At 64.7% G+C, this 524-nt stretch carries 1 protein-coding gene; it reads left to right on the top strand.

Annotation, left to right across the window (positions count from 1 at the left end; all coding sequences use genetic code 11):
* A partial coding sequence (locus CH339_RS23630) for a flagellin N-terminal helical domain-containing protein (protein ID WP_497847419.1) occupies window positions 1-524 on the top strand: 524 nt, incomplete at both ends.

The raw sequence follows: 524 nt of genomic DNA, 5'->3' as shown, positions 1-524 counted from the left end.
ATGATGGCGACCACGCAGAGCCGTCTGGCCACCGGCAAGAAGGTCAACTCCGCCCTCGACAATCCGACCAACTTCTTCACGTCGCAGTCGCTCAACAACCGCGCCAGTGACCTGTCGAGCCTGTTGGACTCCATGTCGAACGGCATGAAGACCCTTGAAGCCGCCGACAACGGCCTCACCAGCATGACCAACACGCTGGAATCCATGCAGTCGACCCTGCGTCAGGCCCGCCAGGACAAGTCTTTCGAAAAGACCTCCTTCACGGTCGACGTCGGTGACACGCCGGCCGGCACCGAAACCCTGTCGCTGTCTGACGGCGCCATTGGGTCTACCGCGGTCGATATCGCGCTGACCGAGGCCACCGGTACCTTCACCGGCAGCGGCTTCTCCGCTCTCGACTTCGACAGCGCCGCCGACGACAGCTACGCCGGCACGCTCGACTTCGACGTCTCGCTCGACGGCGCGACGGCGCAGTCCGTGGCCATCACCGCCTCGGACGCCGACACGCTGAGCCTGACGCTCGA

Origin of the sequence: Rhodobium orientis (genome assembly GCF_003258835.1) — a bacterium.
Classification (GTDB): Bacteria; Pseudomonadota; Alphaproteobacteria; order Rhizobiales; family Rhodobiaceae; genus Rhodobium; species Rhodobium orientis.
This window is presented reverse-complemented; position numbering and strand designations above follow the sequence as displayed.